This is a genomic window from Aeromonas rivuli (genome assembly GCF_000820045.1).
Lineage (GTDB): Bacteria > Pseudomonadota > Gammaproteobacteria > Enterobacterales > Aeromonadaceae > Aeromonas > Aeromonas rivuli.
The window spans coordinates 43,485-60,235 of record NZ_CDBJ01000065.1 but is presented as its reverse complement, the minus strand read 5'-3'; the positions used below and the strand labels follow the sequence as shown (position 1 = coordinate 60,235).

Sequence of the window (16,751 nt, the reverse complement as noted above, 5' to 3'; positions counted from 1 at the left end):
GATATAGTGGTAGCCGACAACTGGCTATATTTCATATCGGGATTTTTTATGGCTATGACGCTCGATGATCTGCAACTGCTGCTCGATGTGGTCAACCGGGGCAGCTTCAGCAAGGCGGCCGCGGTGCGGGGCTGGTCACAACCCATGGTGAGTCAGCGCATCGCCGTACTGGAACACGCCCTCGGCCAGTCGCTGTTTCGCCGCCACCGCCGCGGCGCCACCCCCACCGCCGCCTGCGAGCAGTTTCTGCCCGCGGTCAGCACCGCCCTCAATGCCCTGGAGGCCGGCCAGCTCGCCTTGCAGGGCACTCCCCTGCTGCCACGCATTCGGCTCTCCTGCCTCCCCTCCCTCACCACAGTGGTATTCGGTCCCCTGCTGCTGGAGTTGGTGGATGAGAGCTTCGAGATCCGCTGCAGCACGGATCACTCCGGTATCATCATGCAGGAGCTGCTGACCGGAGAGACGGATGTGGGCTTCATCCTCAAGTGCCCCGCCATCGCCGGTATTCAGCTCGAACTGCTCTACCGCTCCCCCATCATCGCGGTGGCCTGTGCCACCCATCCCCTGGCGGGACGCCAGGGGCTGACCCTGCAAGACATTGCCAACGAGCGGCTCGCCCCCCAGCAGTGGGGCACGGGGTGCGACGAGCTGCTGATCCAGCTGCGGCTGCTGCGCCAGGTAAACCGCCCGCTACACGCCATCCAGCCAGCCAGCGCGGCCCGTGAGCTCGCGCTAGAGCACGGCTTCATCACCCTGATGCCGGCGCTGGCCATCGCGCGGGATCTGGAATTTGGCCGCCTGGTGCAGCTCGATGTGACGGATCTGCCGCCGGATCACTGGGATGTGATGATGGCCTGGCGCAGCGGCAAGCGCCCCAACCGGGAAAAGGAGAGAGTGATCGAGGCCGCCCGCATGCTCGCCAGCCACTGGGCGGGTAAATAGCCCGGCAATCGGCCGCTCATCCTTGTCGTCTCGACAGCTGAGATAAAAAACCACCTCATGAAGAGGTGGTCTTGCTATTTATCAGAAATAAAATGTCACTCTATCAATAACTTGCCTTGAGGCTCACCCCGGAGAAGGCACTGAAGCCGCTCAACTGCACATGCCAGGTTCCCGCCTTGGGCGCATTGAGGGTACAGGTCTCGGTGTTGCCGCTCTGGTAGGGACGGCAATCATAGCTGGTACTGGTCGGCACAGTACCAAACTTCACATAGAGATCCGCATCCCCGCTGCCACCACTGCTGGCGACCACCAGCGTGCTCTTGCCGGCCGGGACCTCGATGGTGTAGTTGAGTTTGCCCCCCTGAGCCCCCGTCAAACCGGTCAGGGCCACGCCGTTTTGCAGCACATTGCCCCCTGAGGGTGGCGTACCACCACAGCTGGCATTGACGCCGACCGTCTGGAAGGCACGACTGATGTCGGTCAGGTTGTAACCCAGATCGGTCGCCGCCTTGGTCACGCCACAGGCGCCCTGATCGTAATCGGTGTTGGGCCCCCAATAGAGGCGGTTGGCCAGCACGAACACCTCAAACGCCTTGCGGGTGTTCCAGCCATTGCTGGTCGCCAGCAGGTAGAAGGCGCGGTTGTAGACCCCGGAGCTGTGGTGCACATCCATGCCGCTGCGATAGTCACTGGCGTGACCTATGGAGCTGCCATCCCGGGTCGGATCCTCGAAGTAGCGCAGGGAGCCGTTACCCTTGAAGATTTGCGCGCCCACCAGCCAGTCGTTGCTGCCCTTCATGAAGTGCTCGGCCGCCTCCCCCGCCATGTCGGAGAAAGCCTCGTTGATGCCGCCGGACTGGTTGGCATAGACCAGTCCCGAGTTCTGTTCGGTAAAGCCGTGGCTCACCTCGTGAGCGGCCACATCCAGGCTGACCAGGGGGTAGAAGGTGGTGGCACCATCACCAAAGGTCATCTGGCTGCCGTCCCAGAAGGCGTTTTCATAGTTGCGGCTATAGTGAACCCGCATCTTCAGCTTGAAGCTGAGCGGCGCCGTGTTGTACCAATTGCGGTACATGTCGAACACCACGTTGCCGAAGTAGTGGGCATCATTGAGGGGGGAGAAGGCGCCGTTGATCTCCTTGACCCTGTTTTCCGGGCAGCTGAACTGATGCACACTGCCCCCCGAGGTGGCGTGATTCATGTTGATGGTATCGACATTGGTGCTGCTCATGCGGCAGTTGGCATCGACGATCAGAGGGCCGAAATCGGCGCCGTAGAAGTACTTGCCGGTCTTGGCGTTGCCGCCCGGACCACTGGCGTTCTGATGGTTGATCCCCTCCCAGCGCTTGAATTCGGCGCCAGTGTGGGCATCGACCATCACGAAGGGACGGCTCGGTGTCTCGCTCGCCGCCAGCCAGGAGACCAGATAGACCAGGCGGGCCTGCCCGGCCTCATCCTGCACCACGAACAGCTTGACCCGCTCACTGTTACCCTTGGCGCCATCGCGCGCCTTGGCCGCCGCGTCTGCCGGGCTGAGTGTCGCCGCCGGGCTCGCCACATCGTTATCGATCTGGCGAAGCATCTGACCAGACAGCTTGCTGATCTGGCCACCGAGGGATTGCTCGGCCACCAGCACCTGACCCCAGACAGGGATGCCGTGCCAGGTCTGCTCATAGCGGACCCGTTGCTGACCATTGGGCAGGGTGACGGCACGGACCTGACGATACTCCCCCTCACCCGCCAGTGCGCTCACCCCCGCCGCGCCACTCGGCGCGCCCTGCATACCGGCAACCTGCTCAACGGTGACTTGATCGGCAGCCAGGGCGACGCCACCCCAACAGGCCAGCGCAACGGCCAAATAGACTCTGTTCATCTCTTCTTTCCTTAGGTCGATGATATCCCGGGCCACTCCCGGCGCCTCCAAGCTAGCGGGACGGTCGCAGATTGCGCCCTGTCAAAACTGACAGCGCAGCACAAAGGAGCAGCAGGATCTGCTGAAGGGCCAGAAAATGGCAGCAAGAGCGAGGGCAGACAGCATTTCCTGCCAGAGAATGACCGATATGTCTCCCTTGCCCCCCCATCTTTGGCGGCGAGAGATCCTCAAGGGGTAAGGGCACGCTCGCCATGGCACTCTGTAGGCCAATTGGCTACATTGGCAGGCACCATAACGCACGGCAGAGACGCACCGAGGGACGACCCTATGTTCACCTGGCAACTGGATGACGAACTGGCACTGACTTTCTTGCAACCCGACATGGCGACCGAGCTCTATGGGCTCTGTCAGCAGAACCGGGAGTACCTCTCCCAATGGTTGCCCTGGGTGCCGTTCATCCAGCGCCGCGATGACACGGCCACCTTCATCCGCCATGCCATCGAAGGCTTCGCCCGTGGCGACTCGCTCACCACGGCTATCGAGTATCAGGGGGAGCTGGTCGGTGTCATTGGTTACAACCGGATCGATCAGAGCCTGGGCAAGGTCACCCTGGGCTATTGGCTGGCGGAGCGCTGGCAGGGCAACGGCATCATAGGCCGCGCCTGTCAGGCCCTCATTCATCATGCCTTCGAGGAGATGGGCATGGAGAAGGCAGAGATCAGCGCCGCCCTCGACAATGAAGCCAGCCGGGCGGTGTGCGAGCGACTCGGCATGCGCCTGGAGGGAATAGTGCGCCGGGCCGAGCGGTTGGGGGACAGGGTCGTGGATCACGCCCTCTACGGCCTGTTGCGGGATGAATGGCTACAGCAGAGGGAACTGTAATGGCGCTGCCTCATCTTGAGACGCCTCGTACCCGGCTCACCATATTGCCGCCGGAGCGGGCAGATCTGATGCTCGATTACCATCAACGAAATCGCCTGCACCTGGCCCCCTGGGAGCCCAAACGGGATCCTGACTTCTATACCCTGGGTTGCTGGTTTGCCCGGCTGCGAGAGAGTTACGGCCAGTTCTTCGCAGGCCAGGCGGTCAACCTGGTGGCACTCGATGCCAGTGGTGAGCGGGTCATCGCCACCTGCAACTTCACCCACATAGTGCAAGGCATGTTTCAGGCCTGCCATCTTGGCTACTCGGTGGATGAGGCCCATCAGGGTCAGGGGCTGATGCAGGAAGTGGTGCAAGGGGGGATAGATTATCTGTTCGGCGAGCTGGGGCTGCATCGCATCATGGCCAGTCACATGCCCGCCAACCTGCGCAGCGCCGCCCTGCTGGCTCGACTTGGCTTCGAGCGAGAGGGGTATGCCCGCGACTACCTGATGATCAACGGCCGCTGGGAGGATCATGTGCTGACCGCCCTGCTTAATCCGGCCTGGGCGCCGCGCTAAGCCCGATGCCCGCACAGATAACCGCAATAAAAACGGGCCCGGGGATGATCCCCGGGCCCGTCTCTTCAATCAAAGCACGCTTAGTTGGCTTTGGCATCGCTCACGGCGGCTTCAACCTTGTCGGCGGCCTTTTCTACGGCAGCGCCTGCATCGGCAGCAGCTTGCTTGGTCACTTCACCGGCTTTGTCAGCGGCTTGCTCAACAGTGGCGCTAGCTTCGCTGGCGGCTTTTTCTACGGTGGCAGCAACGTCAGCGGCAGGAGCAGGAGCAGGAGCAGCTTCTTCTTTCTGACCACAGGCGGTCAACATCAGACCCAGGATACCGGCTACCAGTACTTTGTTCATGTGCATACCCTCAAAAAATGGAGAGATGGCAGCGTTGCCATCACAGAGCACTTTGCCCCCCTTCGTACAGAGATGAATAAGGGAGCCAAGAGACGCGCGAAATATAACCCTAACGCTGGTTAATGGAAACGAGTATCACAATGATATTTTCTCACCCATTGGATGAAAAAACCTAAACAACCTTGATTATTTGATACAAAACATCAACAAAAAACGATTTTGTGAATGATTAATGCACATTCAGGTCGTCCGGCTCCTCTCTCTCGCTACCATTCGCCCCATCATGTGGAGTCTGGAGATCGGACAGCTTCTGACAGGGTGGCGGCTAAATCCGCCTTGAGGACCCGCTATGCAAACGGGGGCCTGAGCCCCCGTCTTGCACATCACCACCATCACACTCAGGCACTGGCGCAGAGGCTACGCCCACGCCGGGTCAGCAGCATCAGCAGAGGCGGCAACAATAACCACATGTGCAACGCCAGCTGGTTGAGGGGATCCGCAACCAGCGCCCCTGTGATACCTACCAGGGCACCCGCTCCGCTCATCTGGAAGAGCCCAAGCAAGGCGGCGGCCGTGCCAGCACAGTGACCAAAGGGAGCCAATGCCATGCCGGCGGCGGCCCCCAACACCATGGCAAAGCCGATGCTGGAGAGGAAGACCGGCCCCATCATGGCCAGAGGATGCTGGACATCTTGCACTAGGGTCAGCACCAGTGCAGACAGGCAGATCACCAGCAGCCCCAGGCGCAGGGTACGTCTGGCCCCGACCCAGGCGATGAAGCGGGGTGCCAGGAAACAGGTCGCGATATTGAGCACCGCATTGGCGGCAAACCAGCGGCTGAAGCCATCCATGTCCAGCCCCAGCTTGACCATCAACTGCACAGGCGCCGCGGTGACATAGGCCAGGATCACCGCCATCGCCAACATGCAGAGGCTGGCATTGAACAAGAAGCTGGGAGAGCGCAGTACCGGACTGTAACGAGCCCAGCTGATCAGGGTGCCCTCACTGCGGGTCTCATCGGGGCGGGTCTCCGGCATGCGCCACATCAGCCATCCCCCCACCAGGGCCGCATAACCGGCCATGAACCAGAAGTTGGCAGACCAACCCGCCTGGGCCGTCAGCCAGCCACCGAGCAGAGGGGCCAGCGCCGGGATGAAGCAGATGGCGCCATTGAGGTAGGAGATCATCTGGCCGCTCTTCTTGGGGCCATAGCTGTCACGCACCACGGAGAAGGCGGCAACTGACGTGGCGCAGGCGCCGAAGCCTTGCAGCACCCGGGCCAGCATCAGCTCACCCAGGCTGGCGGCAAAGCCGGCGGCCAGGGCGCTCAGGCCATAGAGCACGACGCCACACAGGGCGATCGGCTTGCGACCATAACGATCGGCCAGCGGGCCCACCAGCAGTTGGCCCAAGCCCATGCTGAACAGGAACCAGGTGATGGTGCCCTGCATCAGGGTCACCTCGGCCCCCAACTGCTCGGCCATCTGCGGGATAGCGGGCAGATAGATGTCGATGGCCAGGGGGCTGAACAACACCAGCAGCACGAGTAACAGGATCAGGGGCATGACTTACCTCAATACGGACCAGAAAAAGGCCAAAGCTGAACTAGAGTGGGGCGGCAGTCTACTGGCTCAGTGAAATGAACAGAAATGGTATTTACTCACTTATGTTATTCCAAATAGGAAAAAACATCCCCCTTGCCCAGCGTCCCCTGCTGACCGATAGTAACCCAAGCCCCCTTAACCTGCTGGAGGCCTCATGCCCCCCCATATCAGTGTCCCGGGTCGCACCCTGATCGTCGGCGATCTCCATGGTTGCCTGGGGCAGCTGCAGGCGGCGCTGGCCCGGCTCGCCTTCGATCCGGCGGCAGGAGACAGACTCTGCTCCGTGGGGGATCTCATCGACCGAGGACCGGATAGCCCAGGTTGTCTGGCCCTGCTCGACCAGCCCTGGTTTCATGCCGTACTCGGCAACCATGAGGCCATGCTGCTCGACGCCCTCACCCCTGAGGGGCTAGTCGGTGCTGGTCGCGCCAGACACCACGCCCAGGAGCGGGCTCGCTGGCGCCGCAATGGCGGCGACTGGTTTGATGAGTTGAGCCCCGCCGCCCAAGACGAGATAAGGGGGCGGCTGCCGCAGTTGGCCCGATTGCCCCTGGCGCTGACCCTCACCACGGCCCTGGGGCGGCGCATTGGCCTGGTCCATGCCGATCCCGTCAGCCATGACTGGGCCAAGCTCGATGCGACCTTTATGACCCGCCACCGGCGAGACATGCTGTGGGAGCGCAGTCGCCTCCAACGTTTACAGCGCGATCTCAACCAGCCGCCACAGTGGATAGCCAATGTCAGTCTGGTGGTGATGGGCCATACCCCGCTTGAGCATGGCTGGCTGCGTCATGGCAACCTCTGCTGGATAGACACTGGCGCCGTCTATGGCGGTGAGCTCACCCTGCTAGAACCCGATACCCTGACGCTGTAGCTGACCTCATCGATGGCCCCCGGCCCCTTGCCTGGACTCCCATCGGGCATGGGTGATCCGCTCATGGTGCCACTTCCCACCCCCTCTCCCTCCCATCTTGCTCCTTCTTTGCAGCCAGGCGGCGCAAACTCGCTAATTGCCGCTTTGACTGGCGAGGTCCTGCCCGTAGAATGCGCAGGTTATTTTTGCGGAGGTGTACGATGAACAAGCTTGTCCTGGCAACAGGGAATCAGAAGAAGGTCAAGGAATTGGCCGCCATGTTGGCCGATATGAAGATCCAGGTGATCCCCCAGAGCGAGTTTGCCGTGCCAGATGCCGATGAGACCGGCACCACCTTCGTCGAGAACGCCATCATCAAGGCCCGTCATGCCGCTCGCCTCACCGGCTTGCCAGCCGTGGCCGATGACTCAGGCCTGGAAGTGGATCTGTTGCATGGACGCCCCGGCGTCTACTCGGCCCGCTTCGCAGGGGCAGGAGCCAGCGACAGAGCCAATCTGGACAAGCTGTTGGCGGAACTCAACGGTGCCCCCGACTACCTCAAGAGCGCTCGCTTCTGGTGCGTGCTGGTCTATATGCGCCACGCCGATGACCCGACCCCCATCATCTGCCAGGCAAGCTGGGAGGGCCTCATCATTGATGCCCCCCGTGGTGAACACGGCTTTGGCTATGACCCCGTCTTCTTCGTGCCGGATCACGATTGCACCGCCGCCCAGATGCCAAGCGAGCTCAAGAACCAGCTCAGCCATCGTGGTCAGGCGCTCGCCAAGCTCAAAGCTGCCCTCGCCGCACACTGATGCCAGCTGTGTCATGGTCGATACGGGGGCCCAGGCCCCCGTTTCATTGCCCGGCTCGCGTCATTCGCACTGCCAACGCCCCCTTGTCCCCCACCCTGTCATACACTGGGGCTCAGGCCCCTCACTGGATCCCTGGATAATCCCATGCTGCAATTGCCGCCCCTCTCCCTCTATATTCATGTGCCCTGGTGCGTCCAGAAGTGCCCCTATTGCGACTTCAACTCCCACGCCCAGAAGGGTGAGCTGCCCCACATGGAATATGTGGCCGCCCTGCTCGAGGATCTGGATGGGGAGCTGAAGTGGGCCCAGGGCCGGGCGCTGCACTCCATCTTCATCGGTGGCGGCACCCCCAGCCTGCTCTCCGTCGAGGCGATGCACGCCTTGCTGGACGGGGTCCGGGCACGGATTGTGCTGATGGAAAACTGCGAGATCACCATGGAGGCCAACCCGGGCACCGTCGAGGCGGACAAATTCGCGGGTTTCAAGCAGGCTGGCATCAACCGCATCTCCATCGGGGTGCAGAGTTTCCAGCAGGAGAAGCTGACCCGTCTCGGCCGCATTCATGGCCCGGAGGAGGCCCGCAAGGCCGCCGCCCTGGCTCATGCCATCGCGCTGCCCACCTTCAATCTGGACTTGATGCACGGCCTGCCGGATCAGAGCCTGGACGACGCCCTCTATGACGTGCAGCAGGCCATCGACTGCGCGCCGCCGCATCTCTCCTGGTATCAGCTCACCATAGAGCCGAACACGGCCTTCGCCTCCAAGCCGCCGACCCTGCCCGATGACGACATTCTCTGGGACATCTACGAACGGGGCCATGCACTGCTCACCGCCCAGGGTTACCGCCAGTACGAGATCTCGGCTTACGCCAAGGAGGGTTACCAGTGCCACCACAATCTCAACTACTGGCGGTTTGGCGACTATCTGGGCATCGGCTGTGGCGCCCACGGCAAGGTGACCGATCTCGTGGGGCAAAGAGTGCTGCGCAGTGCCAAGGTCAAGCATCCCAAGGGGTATCTTGATCCGGCGCGGGACTACCTCGACAGCCAGTGGCAGGTCGAGGCGGCCGATCTGCCCCTCGAATACTTCATGAACCGCTTCCGTCTGTTCGAACCCGTGCCCAAGTGGGAGTTCGAGGCCTATACCGGCCTGCCCCTTGAGCGGGTCGAGACCATGCTCGACATCGCCCACAGCAAGGAGCTGATCGATGACCATGGGGATCACTGGCAGCTGACGGCGCTGGGTCACCGCTATCTCAATGTGTTGCTCGAACTCTTTATGGACGAGTAGCCACCGGGATGGGCTGATGCCATCTGGTCAGCACCAAAGAGAAGGGCGCCTCGGCGCCCTTCTCTTATCCGTTCGTCGGTAGAAACCCGCTCAGCAGCAGACGCGCATCATCCGCTGTTGGCCGGGCTCCCACCGCTTGCCATATTTGGCCTTGCGCTGGTAACTGCCTTTGCCTTTCTTGTTTTGCTCGACCCGGGCCCGAAACAGCGGATCCCCGAGCAGCGCCTGCAAGTGGTTATCTTTGATCTCGCCACGCTGATGGGCATAGTGCCCACCGCCACCTGACTGCTCCGTTTCCACGTTGAGCAGTGTTACTCTCTTCTTGGCCATCTTTGGCTCCTTCATTACCCCTTGGGGATCGCGAGTGTGAGCTTGGTCTTCCCTCATCGCCATAGGGAGGCAAGGGGGCGCCCGCTCAAAAACCCGGCAATCTTGTCATCAAACAGTGTGCGGCGCCACTCCTTGGGCCTTTTTCGTCAATCGTGGGCATGATGTTCATGCTGACCCGCGGTGCCGGACTCGAGCACCTCCAGGATGGCGCAATGCTCGGCGGAACGGGCCCCGCCGCAGCAGATCTCCGACAGCTCGCTGAGATTGCGGCGAAAACGCATCAGCTCGGCGATTTTCTCCTCCACCTGGGCGAGTTTGGCATCGGCCACCGCCTTGACCTCCTGACAGGTCACCTCGGCCTTGTGGGTATCAAGATCGAGCAGCTCACCAATCTCCGCCAGGGAGAAGCCAACCGACTTGGCGCGGATGATAAACTCCAGCCGCCGTCTGTCTTGCTCACTGTAGAGCCGATAGCCTGACTCGTTGCGGATGCTGGGTGCTATCAGACCACTCTTCTCGTAAAACCTCAGGGTATCCGCCTTGACCTTGCAGGCCTTGGCCAACTCTCCAATCCGGTACATTCATCCTCCTTCTGCCCAACCATCAGCGGCCTGCGCCCTTGAGCCAGGCTCAGCAAGCAAAAGCCATTTGACACCAAATATCGCTACTATCCCGCCTTTGTCCCGCAATTGCCAGCCAAGGCCCGAAAAGCCACGCCAGCGCCCCGACAGACAGCTCTTCCTGGCCTAAACCACTCAAATCACAAACGTTTGCCACCTCGACAGCGGAAAACGTTTAGCCCCTTGCCACATAAGGGGTTGCTGAAATAAAAAATCCACCATGGCTCACAATTTTTGTGTAGAATACGCGCCCACAAGAGAGCATCGCACCAAGCGGGCATTTCCTAAAACACTCTTGGCCAAGATGGCCCCAAAGAGTGATTTGCGAAATACCCCCACATCCATTTATTTGGGGACGCTCTGTGTCATCTTGCGCTTATCGCCTGCCTGCCATGGAAGTCCCCGCACCCTGAGGACGATAGAGTGATGGAACAAGCCAGGCCCATTCGCCGCGCACTGCTGAGTGTTTCTGACAAGACCGGCATATTGGAATTTGCCAAGGCACTCAACGAGCGTGGTGTGGCGCTGCTCTCGACGGGCGGTACCGCCAAGCTGCTGGCCGAGGCTGGCCTGCCGGTGACTGAAGTGTCCGACTATACCGGCTTCCCCGAGATGATGGATGGCCGGGTCAAGACCCTGCATCCCAAGGTGCATGGCGGCGTACTCGGCCGTCGCGGCCAGGATGAGGCCATCATGGCTCAGCACGGCATCTCCCCCATCGACATGGTTGTCGTCAACCTCTATCCCTTCGCCGCCACCGTCGCCAAGCCCGGTTGCACCCTCGCCGATGCGGTCGAAAACATCGACATCGGTGGCCCGACCATGGTGCGCTCCGCCGCCAAGAACCACAAAGATGTCACCATCGTCGTCAAGGCCGCCGACTATGGCCGGGTGATCGCCGAGATGGATGGCAACGACAACAGCCTGACGCTGGCCACCCGCTTCGATCTCGCCATTGCCGCCTTCGAGCACACCGCCGCCTACGATGGCATGATTGCCAACTACTTCGGCACCCTGGTGCCCAGCTACGGCGACAACAAGGAGGGCGACGCTGAGTCCCAGTTCCCGCGCACCTTCAACGCTCAGTTCATCAAGAAGCAGGACATGCGCTACGGCGAGAACAGCCATCAGGCTGCCGCCTTCTACGCCGAAGAGCAGGCCGCCCCCGGTTCGGTGGCCAGCGCCATTCAACTGCAAGGCAAGGCGCTCTCCTACAACAACATCGCCGATACCGATGCGGCCCTGGAGTGCGTGAAGGAGTTCCCGGAGCCCGCCTGCGTCATCGTCAAACATGCCAACCCCTGCGGCGTCGCCATCGGTGACGACCTGTTCGCAGCCTACGATCGCGCCTACCAGACCGATCCCACCTCCGCCTTTGGCGGCATCATCGCCTTCAACCGCGAGCTGGATGGCGCCACCGCCGCCGCCATCGTCGCCCGCCAGTTTGTGGAGGTGATCATCGCCCCCAGCATCAGCGAGGAAGCCCGCACCGCCGTGGCCGCCAAGCAGAATGTGCGCCTGCTCGAGTGTGGCCAGTGGGCCGCTGCCGCTCAGGGTTTCGATCTCAAGCGTGTCAACGGCGGCCTGCTGGTGCAAGAGCGCGACCATGGCATGGTGAGCCTGGCTGACCTGACCGTGGTCAGCAAGCGCCAGCCGACCGAGGCTGAGCTCAAAGACCTGCTGTTCTGCTGGAAGGTGGCCAAGTTCGTCAAATCCAACGCCATCGTCTACGCCAAAGCTGGCCAGACCATAGGGGTCGGTGCAGGCCAGATGAGCCGGGTCTACTCCGCCAAGATAGCTGGCATCAAGGCCGAGGATGAAGGGCTGGTGGTGGCGGGTTCCGTCATGGCTTCCGATGCCTTCTTCCCGTTCCGCGATGGCATCGATGCCGCCGCCGCCGCCGGCATCGCCTGCGTCATTCAGCCGGGTGGTTCCATGCGCGACAACGAGGTGATAGCCGCCGCCGACGAACACGGCATGTGCATGGTGTTCACCGGCATGCGCCACTTCCGCCACTGATCATTCATTGAGGGCTGCCCAGGCAGCCCTCTTCAGATCCGTAATCGTTATTCCTATGGGAGAGCCCAGACGATGAAAGTATTGGTAATTGGTAACGGCGGTCGTGAACACGCCCTGGCCTGGAAGGCCAAACAGTCCCCGCGGGTCACTCAGGTGTTCGTGGCGCCGGGCAATGCCGGCACCCAGCTTGAGCCCGGTATCGAGAACGTCGCCATCGAGGCCACCGACATCCCCGCCTTGCTGGCCTTTGCCAAGGAACAGCAGATTGGGCTGACCATAGTGGGTCCGGAGGCCCCCCTGGTGAAGGGAGTGGTGGATGCGTTTCGTGCCGAGGGTCAGACCATCTTCGGCCCGACCGCTGCCGCCGCCCAGCTCGAAGGCTCCAAGGCCTTCACCAAGGACTTCCTGGCTCGTCACCAGATCCCGACTGCCGCCTACCAGAACTTCACCGAAGTGGAACCCGCCCTCGCGTATCTGCGCGCCCAGGGCGCTCCTATCGTCATCAAGGCCGATGGCCTGGCTGCCGGCAAAGGGGTGATAGTGGCCATGACCCTGCAAGAGGCCGAAGACGCGGTGCAGGACATGCTCTCCGGCAATGCCTTCGGTGATGCCGGCGCCCGGGTGGTGATCGAGGAGTTCCTCACCGGTGAAGAGGCCAGCTTCATCGTCATGGTCGATGGTGAGCAGGTGCTGCCCATGGCCACCAGTCAGGATCACAAGCGGGTCGGCGACAAGGATACCGGCCCCAACACCGGTGGCATGGGGGCTTATTCCCCCGCCCCCGTGGTCACGGATCTCGTGCACCAGCGTGCCATGGAGCAGGTGATCATGCCGACCGTGCGTGGCATGGCCGCCGAAGGCAATCGCTACTCAGGCTTCCTCTATGCGGGCCTGATGATTGACCCCCAGGGCAATCCCAAGGTGATCGAGTTCAACTGCCGCTTCGGCGACCCCGAGACCCAACCCATCATGCTGCGCATGCAGTCCGACCTGGTTGAGCTCTGCCTGGCCGCCTGCCATGGGGAGCTGGAGGGTAAAGAGGCCCGTTATGATACCCGCGCGGCCATCGGTGTGGTGCTGGCCGCTGGCGGCTATCCCGGTGACTACGCCAGGGACTTGCCCATCAGCGGGTTGCCGAGCGAAGAGTGCGCCGGTGAGAAACTGTTCCACGGCGGCACCCGCTTTGCAGGCGATACCGTGGTCACCAGCGGTGGCCGGGTACTCTGCGCCACGGCGCTGGGTCAGACGGTGGCCGAGGCTCAGGCCCGCGCCTATCAGCTGGCCGATCGGGTCAAGTGGCAAGGGGTCTTCTGCCGCCGGGACATCGGCTGGCGCGCCATAGAGCGCGAGCAAGGGAAGTGAATCCCTAGGTGTGGGCAATCGCGCCCCCGCCACGAAAAAGGGCCCCTCGGGGCCCTTTTTATTGCGCTGCATTCCCGCAGGATCAATGCCGCCTCGGGGTTTTTCCCCGATTCAGACAGGCCAGCGCACTGAGCGCCAGGGCCAGGGCCGCGCCGCCATAAAGCCAGGCTCCGGGCAGCATGGGTACCAGCCAACCGGCTAGCAAGGGGCCCAGTCCTGCGCCCATGTCACGCCAGACCGCGTTGCTGGCCAGGGCCTGGATCCGCTGCTGTGGATAACGGGCCGCCACTATGGTGGCCACCAGAGGCAGTTGCACCGCTCGCAGCAGCAAGACCAGGCCGGCACCGACCACGAACCAGTCCAGGCCAAACAACAACAGCGCAAAGGAAGCCAGCAGCGAGCTGCCTACCAGCAGGGGCAGGGCGCCCCATCGCTCGGCGAGATGCCCTCCCAGCGGGCTGAATGCTATCTCGCTCAGGTAACGCACCGCCATCAGACAGCCGACCACCAGAATGGCGCCGCCACTCAGCTGGGATTGGGCCAGCAGGGAGAGACCAAAGATGAAGAGACCATCCAGGGTCAGCCCCTCGATAAAGGACCAGACCGCCATGCTGTCCGGGGCACGCAGCCGCCGTTTGCCATCGAGCGTCAAGGGGTGAGGGCGCTCGGGCAGACCCCGGGCCCAGACAAGGCCAATCAGGGCGGCAAGGGCCATCAGCAAGAAGACGGGCCTGGGGCCATAGCATTGCGCCAACCAGGCTCCCAGAGGCAGGGCCAGGGCCGGGCCTGCCGAGATGAGCGCCCGGGAGCGACCACTGCGTCGCGCCGCCCCCTGCATTTCGCTGGTCGCCAGAGATTGAGTGGAGAGATTGAAGGTGGCAAAACTCAGCCCCCACAGCAATCTGAGTCCAAGCAGGGCCCAGAAACCTGAGAGCAGGGTGTAACCAAGGGCGCAGAGCAGGGCACTCAAGGCGGCCAGGGTGCAGCAGAACCTGTCTCCCCGCTGGCCATAGAAACGCACCACGTTGCCATAGCCCAGAATGCGGATCAGCCTGTTGGCTGCCAGCAGGATGCCCGCCTCCAGCAAGCTGATGCCAAACAACTCGGCATGCATGGGCAGCAACAGATAGAGCAGGGTATCCCCGGGCAGGCAGAGCGCCAGCACGAGGGCGGCTCGCTTGGACTCTCGATCGGCAGCCAGGACGGCGCCCTCTCCATTGACCTGTATGTCCCACCCCGGCTCGACTTCGTTGTCCGGCAGGATAAAGCGTTGCGAAGAAAAGGCAACCACCCCCAGGCCGCAGGAGCCACCAAAGCAAAGAGCCTCGGCTGCCCATGGCGGCCGAGGCTCTTCCATCAATCAAGCAGGGCTGAGGATCAGTGCGGCGCGGAGTCCAGCATCTCGGCCAGTTTGACCTTCTGATCCGCGGTCAGCACTTTACTGATCTCGTAGATCTTCTTGGTGCGATAGTAACGCACCTCCTGCTGCACCTTGCCCACCTCGGCCAGTTCGCTACGGATGGCCCCATCGTCCCAGGTGCCATGCTTGATGGCGCCCTGCAGCGCCTGATTACTGAGTTTGCTCTGATCGATACCCGCAATCTGCTGGTCGCTCTCGGCGCGGATGGCCTTGATCTTGCTGACCTGATCCGGCGTCAGCTCCAGGGTCTTGACGATCATGTCTTCGATGGAGCCATGATTGACCGGGCCCGGCGCCTGGGCCATGGCGGAACCTGCAAACACCAGAGACAGAGAAAGGGCAATCGCGCTAAGGGAATGGGTAATTTTCATGAATGATTCGCTCACAAGGGTAAAGGTACCTGCTATCTATAGCGCGGATCGCGCCGGGAAACGTAAACCCTGGCTGAATGGCCCGCCATTCTCTTTCCCGCGCCCCCCCCCTTCCCGACCAATGAGATAGCCAAGAGCACGAGCCATCCAGGGTTGGGGCAAGGTTAATGCCCTGTCACCTTTTGTCACAAAAAAACCAACTATTCACAAACAGTTCACTGTCCCTCATGGCATCATGCAGGGTAAGAACCCAAACTAGGGTTCATTTGCAACCAAATTAAGGAGATCCCATGTTGAAAACTGCTCGCCTGCTACCACTGATGTTTGGTCTGATCGCCCTGCCCGCCCTGGCCGGTGATCTGGAGCAGCCGATGAAGAAGATGGGCTTCAACTACAAGCAGGCAACCAAGGCGAGCGATACCGCCGCCATGGAAAAATACATCACCCAGATGCGCAGTGAGATCGATGACGCCAAGACGCGCAAGATGCCAACCGCCAAGCAGGAGAAGTTCCTCGAGGGCCTCAACGAGGTACAGGGCGAGCTGGATGCCAGTCTGGCCGCTCTCAAGGCGGGTGATGAGGCCAAGGCCCGTGAGCACCTGGCCAAGGTCAATGACCTGAAGAAGGAGTACCACCAATATGCCAAGCAGAAAGGCTGATCCTTTTCGCTGGGACATCCTGGTACGCCTGACGCACTGGAGCCTGGCCGCCGCCTGTGTCGCCAACCTCTGGCTCAATGAAACGGGGGAGGAGTGGCATGAGTGGCTGGGCTACCTCGCCATGTCGGTCATCGGCTTGCGCCTGCTATGGGGGCTGACCCTGGCCAAGGGCTATGCCCGCTTGGCCGCCCTGATCCCCAGCGGGGAGGATTTTCGCCTGCAGGCCAGAGAGATGAGCGAGCGCGCCCCCGCGGCACCCGGCCATCACGGCAGCGGCAAGCTGGCGGTCTGGGCACTCTGGCTGCTGGTGCTGGCGACCGCCGGCAGCGGCTGGTTCCAGAACACCGAGACCGGCTTCGAGCTGGGAGCGGACGACTGGCATGTCTGGTGTACCTGGGCACTGCAGGCCATGATAGCCCTGCACCTGTGCGCCATCGTCTACACCTCCTGGCGTCAGCGCAGCAACCTGGTGACCCGGATGCTGCCCCGCCGCCGGCGCCGGGTGCCAGAGCGCCAGCAGGAACCCCACTCCTGAAGCAGACGGGCACCAGGGTGCCCGTCTTCCTTTCCCCGCTTGTCCAACCGCAAGGCCACCTCTTCCAGGCGGCCGCACCGGCTTTACCCCCTCAATGGCGCGACGCCCCCTCTTTTGCCCGGCCGCCATGAAAGCATTTTCATTCACAATTCTTAATTAATCTCTGCTGTTCGATTTTCAATTACCTCGATTTCATCAATGCTACTGAGCCGAACGAGGTAGTTTGCGGTCCGTTCGATATCAAAAGACAGTGACACGTCAATAACAAGATC

17 protein-coding genes are annotated in these 16,751 nt (G+C 61.8%); 10 read left to right on the top strand and 7 right to left on the bottom strand.

The window, feature by feature from the left end:
• Positions 1 to 48 precede the first annotated feature (48 nt).
• Positions 49 to 942, top strand: a complete 894-nt coding sequence (locus BN1130_RS15400; protein WP_042043012.1) for a LysR family transcriptional regulator — start codon at positions 49 to 51, stop codon at positions 940 to 942.
• A gap of 103 nt (positions 943 to 1,045) precedes the next feature.
• On the opposite strand, the gene BN1130_RS15395 is transcribed toward BN1130_RS15400, so the two are convergent.
• On the bottom strand, positions 1,046 to 2,815 hold the full coding sequence (locus tag BN1130_RS15395; RefSeq protein ID WP_042043011.1) for a M4 family metallopeptidase: 1,770 nt from the start codon (positions 2,813 to 2,815) through the stop codon (positions 1,046 to 1,048).
• Positions 2,816 to 3,142: 327 nt separating this feature from the next.
• On the opposite strand from BN1130_RS15395, the gene BN1130_RS15390 reads away from it, so the two are divergent.
• Both BN1130_RS15390 and BN1130_RS15385 read left to right on the top strand, forming a co-directional pair.
• On the top strand, positions 3,143 to 3,697 hold the full coding sequence (locus tag BN1130_RS15390; protein WP_042043010.1) for a GNAT family N-acetyltransferase: 555 nt from the start codon (positions 3,143 to 3,145) through the stop codon (positions 3,695 to 3,697).
• Positions 3,697 to 4,257, top strand: a complete 561-nt coding sequence (locus tag BN1130_RS15385; RefSeq protein WP_042043009.1) for a GNAT family N-acetyltransferase — start codon at positions 3,697 to 3,699, stop codon at positions 4,255 to 4,257. Before BN1130_RS15390 ends, BN1130_RS15385 begins: the two co-directional genes overlap by 1 nt.
• Before the next feature lie 80 nt (positions 4,258 to 4,337).
• Here BN1130_RS15385 and BN1130_RS15380 read toward each other — a convergent pair whose 3' ends face one another.
• Together BN1130_RS15380 and BN1130_RS15375 are read right to left on the bottom strand one after the other, a co-directional pair.
• On the bottom strand, positions 4,338 to 4,601 hold the full coding sequence (locus BN1130_RS15380) for a hypothetical protein (RefSeq protein ID WP_042043034.1): 264 nt from the start codon (positions 4,599 to 4,601) through the stop codon (positions 4,338 to 4,340).
• Positions 4,602 to 4,999: 398 nt separating this feature from the next.
• A complete protein-coding gene (locus BN1130_RS15375) occupies positions 5,000 to 6,166 on the bottom strand; it encodes a multidrug effflux MFS transporter (RefSeq protein WP_042043008.1) in 1,167 nt (388 codons plus the stop codon).
• 193 nt (positions 6,167 to 6,359) lie between these two features.
• On the opposite strand from BN1130_RS15375, the gene BN1130_RS15370 reads away from it, so the two are divergent.
• The 3 genes from BN1130_RS15370 to hemW all read left to right on the top strand — a co-directional run bounded on the left by BN1130_RS15370 (position 6,360) and on the right by hemW (position 9,163).
• Positions 6,360 to 7,079: a metallophosphoesterase gene (locus BN1130_RS15370; protein WP_042043007.1), complete on the top strand. Its 720-nt coding sequence runs from the start codon at positions 6,360 to 6,362 to the stop codon at positions 7,077 to 7,079.
• A 200-nt stretch (positions 7,080 to 7,279) separates the two neighbouring features.
• Positions 7,280 to 7,873: an RdgB/HAM1 family non-canonical purine NTP pyrophosphatase gene (gene rdgB / locus BN1130_RS15365; protein ID WP_042043006.1), complete on the top strand. Its 594-nt coding sequence runs from the start codon at positions 7,280 to 7,282 to the stop codon at positions 7,871 to 7,873.
• A gap of 144 nt (positions 7,874 to 8,017) precedes the next feature.
• Positions 8,018 to 9,163: a radical SAM family heme chaperone HemW gene (hemW, locus tag BN1130_RS15360; RefSeq protein WP_042043005.1), complete on the top strand. Its 1,146-nt coding sequence runs from the start codon at positions 8,018 to 8,020 to the stop codon at positions 9,161 to 9,163.
• Between the two features lie 90 nt (positions 9,164 to 9,253).
• On the opposite strand, the gene BN1130_RS15355 is transcribed toward hemW, so the two are convergent.
• Both BN1130_RS15355 and zntR read right to left on the bottom strand, forming a co-directional pair.
• Entirely contained in the window at positions 9,254 to 9,493 is a 240-nt protein-coding gene (locus BN1130_RS15355) for an alternative ribosome-rescue factor A (RefSeq protein WP_042043004.1), read from the bottom strand.
• 146 nt (positions 9,494 to 9,639) lie between these two features.
• On the bottom strand, positions 9,640 to 10,074 hold the full coding sequence (zntR, locus tag BN1130_RS15350; protein ID WP_042043003.1) for a Zn(2+)-responsive transcriptional regulator: 435 nt from the start codon (positions 10,072 to 10,074) through the stop codon (positions 9,640 to 9,642).
• Positions 10,075 to 10,539: 465 nt separating this feature from the next.
• Here zntR and purH point away from each other — a divergent pair, with 465 nt between their 5' ends.
• Positions 10,540 to 12,132 carry a bifunctional phosphoribosylaminoimidazolecarboxamide formyltransferase/IMP cyclohydrolase gene (gene purH / locus BN1130_RS15345; RefSeq protein ID WP_042043002.1) on the top strand — a complete coding sequence of 531 codons (1,593 nt, stop codon included), beginning with the start codon at positions 10,540 to 10,542 and terminating at the stop codon, positions 12,130 to 12,132.
• Between the two features lie 72 nt (positions 12,133 to 12,204).
• The gene (purD, locus tag BN1130_RS15340) at positions 12,205 to 13,494 is read left to right on the top strand and encodes a phosphoribosylamine--glycine ligase (RefSeq protein ID WP_042043001.1); all 1,290 of its coding nucleotides are present in this window, start codon (positions 12,205 to 12,207) and stop codon (positions 13,492 to 13,494) included.
• An 82-nt stretch (positions 13,495 to 13,576) separates the two neighbouring features.
• Here purD and BN1130_RS15335 read toward each other — a convergent pair whose 3' ends face one another.
• Together BN1130_RS15335 and BN1130_RS15330 are read right to left on the bottom strand one after the other, a co-directional pair.
• A complete protein-coding gene (locus tag BN1130_RS15335; RefSeq protein WP_198135291.1) occupies positions 13,577 to 14,785 on the bottom strand; it encodes an MFS transporter in 1,209 nt (402 codons plus the stop codon).
• 86 nt (positions 14,786 to 14,871) lie between these two features.
• Entirely contained in the window at positions 14,872 to 15,285 is a 414-nt protein-coding gene (locus BN1130_RS15330) for a Spy/CpxP family protein refolding chaperone (RefSeq protein ID WP_084218226.1), read from the bottom strand.
• Positions 15,286 to 15,575: 290 nt separating this feature from the next.
• Between BN1130_RS15330 and BN1130_RS15325 the strand changes: the two genes are divergently transcribed.
• On the top strand, positions 15,576 to 15,944 hold the full coding sequence (locus tag BN1130_RS15325) for a cytochrome b562 (RefSeq protein ID WP_042042999.1): 369 nt from the start codon (positions 15,576 to 15,578) through the stop codon (positions 15,942 to 15,944).
• On the top strand, positions 15,925 to 16,479 hold the full coding sequence (locus BN1130_RS15320; RefSeq protein ID WP_042042998.1) for a cytochrome b/b6 domain-containing protein: 555 nt from the start codon (positions 15,925 to 15,927) through the stop codon (positions 16,477 to 16,479). The genes BN1130_RS15325 and BN1130_RS15320 overlap by 20 nt, the downstream gene beginning before the upstream one ends.
• Positions 16,480 to 16,751 lie beyond the last annotated feature (272 nt).